Origin of the sequence: Corynebacterium sp. HMSC072G08, assembly GCF_001809185.1 — a bacterium.
GTDB classification, from domain to species: domain Bacteria; phylum Actinomycetota; class Actinomycetes; order Mycobacteriales; family Mycobacteriaceae; genus Corynebacterium; species Corynebacterium phoceense.
The window spans coordinates 1-1,617 of the sequence record NZ_KV796421.1 but is presented as its reverse complement, the minus strand read 5'-3'; the positions used below and the strand labels follow the sequence as shown (position 1 = coordinate 1,617).

The window sequence follows — 1,617 nt, the reverse complement described above, 5'->3', positions numbered from 1 at the left end:
CGGCGGCCCCCGCCCCCTCCTGAGTCCAGACGGCGCTGATGCCCCTACCGGGATCATCGCATCCTTCCGTTACGCATTTTCTTCCCCCGCCCGTATCCGTATAGAGATTCTGGCCGGACTGGCGGTATCCCTGGCGCTGATCCCTGAGGCCATTGCCTTTTCCATCCTTGCCGGTGTTGACCCAGCCATGGGTCTGTTTTCCTCGGTAGTCATGGCCATTGCGATCGCCTTTACCGGTGGCCGCCCGGCAATGATCACCGGCGCCACCGGGGCTATTGCCCTAGTCATTGCTCCTGTGGCGCGTGGTTACGGGATGGATTATTTCATCGCCACCGTCCTGTTGGGCGGTGTCCTACAAATCGTGCTCGGCGCCCTCGGTGTGGCGAAACTTCAGCGTTTTATCCCCCGATCGGTGATGCTGGGTTTCGTCAATGCACTGGGCATTATGATTTTCACCGCCCAACTCGAACACCTCATTGATGTGCCTTGGATGGTCTACCCACTCGTCGGCTTGGGTGTGGTGATCATGATTTTCTTCCCCAAGCTCACCAGTGTGATCCCCGCCCCGCTGGTCACGATTATCGTGCTCACCGGTTTGGTCATTGCCGCCGGTTTGACTGTCCCGACGGTCTCGGACATGGGCAAGATGCCGGAGACCTTACCGTCCCTGTTTATTCCGAACGTGCCGTGGACGTTGGAGACCCTGCAGATCATCGCGCCTTATGCCCTGGCCATGGCCGTGGTCGGTCTCATGGAATCGTTGATGACCGCCAAGCTCGTCGATGACATCACCGACACTCATTCCGATAAAACTCGTGAATCCTGGGGACAGGGGGTGGCTAATATTGCCTCCGGTTTCTTCGGCGGCATGGGTGGCTGCGCGATGATCGGTCAAACCATGATCAACGTCCGCGAATCCGGGGCACGTACCCGCCTATCCACCCTGTTAGCCGGTGTGTTCCTGCTGGTCCTGGTCCTGGCACTGGGCGACATCGTTGGCATGATCCCGATGGCTGCGCTGGTGGCAATCATGATCATGGTCTCGGTCGGCACCATCGACTGGCACTCGGTGCATCCACGCACCCTTAAACTCATGCCGGTCTCTGAGACCATTGTTATGGCCGTGACGATTATTGCCACCCTAGCCACCAGCAACCTGGCCATTGGTGTGGTGCTGGGTGTGGTCACCGCGATGATCATGTTCGCCCGTCGGGTGGCACATATCGCTTCCATTGAAAAGGTCTCCGAGATCGACGGCGACGGCGATGGCGAGATTGATACTCGTACCTACCGGGTGCATGGCCAGTTGTTTTGGGCATCAAGCAATGACCTGGTTTATCGCTTTGATTACACCGATTCTGCCCGTCATATCACTATTGATCTCACTGAGGCGGAGATCTGGGATGCCTCCACGGTCGCGACCTTTGACGCGATTACGCAGAAGTTCCAGGACAGAGGCAAAACCGTGTCCATTATCGGGCTCGACGGCCCCAGTCAGGACCGGCTGAACCGCCTGTCTGGCCGGCTTGACACCGGCCACTAACATCCCCCGACTCGAGCACATCGACTTGGCGCCCCAACTTATAACCGGGGCGCCAGTTTATTGGTGCTGTTGCA

1 protein-coding gene is annotated in these 1,617 nt (G+C 58.3%); it reads left to right on the top strand.

The window, feature by feature from the left end; genetic code table 11:
* Nucleotides 1-1,543: SulP family inorganic anion transporter (locus HMPREF2559_RS05640; protein WP_371325677.1), on the top strand; the 1,543-nt coding region annotated here is incomplete at its 5' end.
* Nucleotides 1,544-1,617 lie beyond the last annotated feature (74 nt).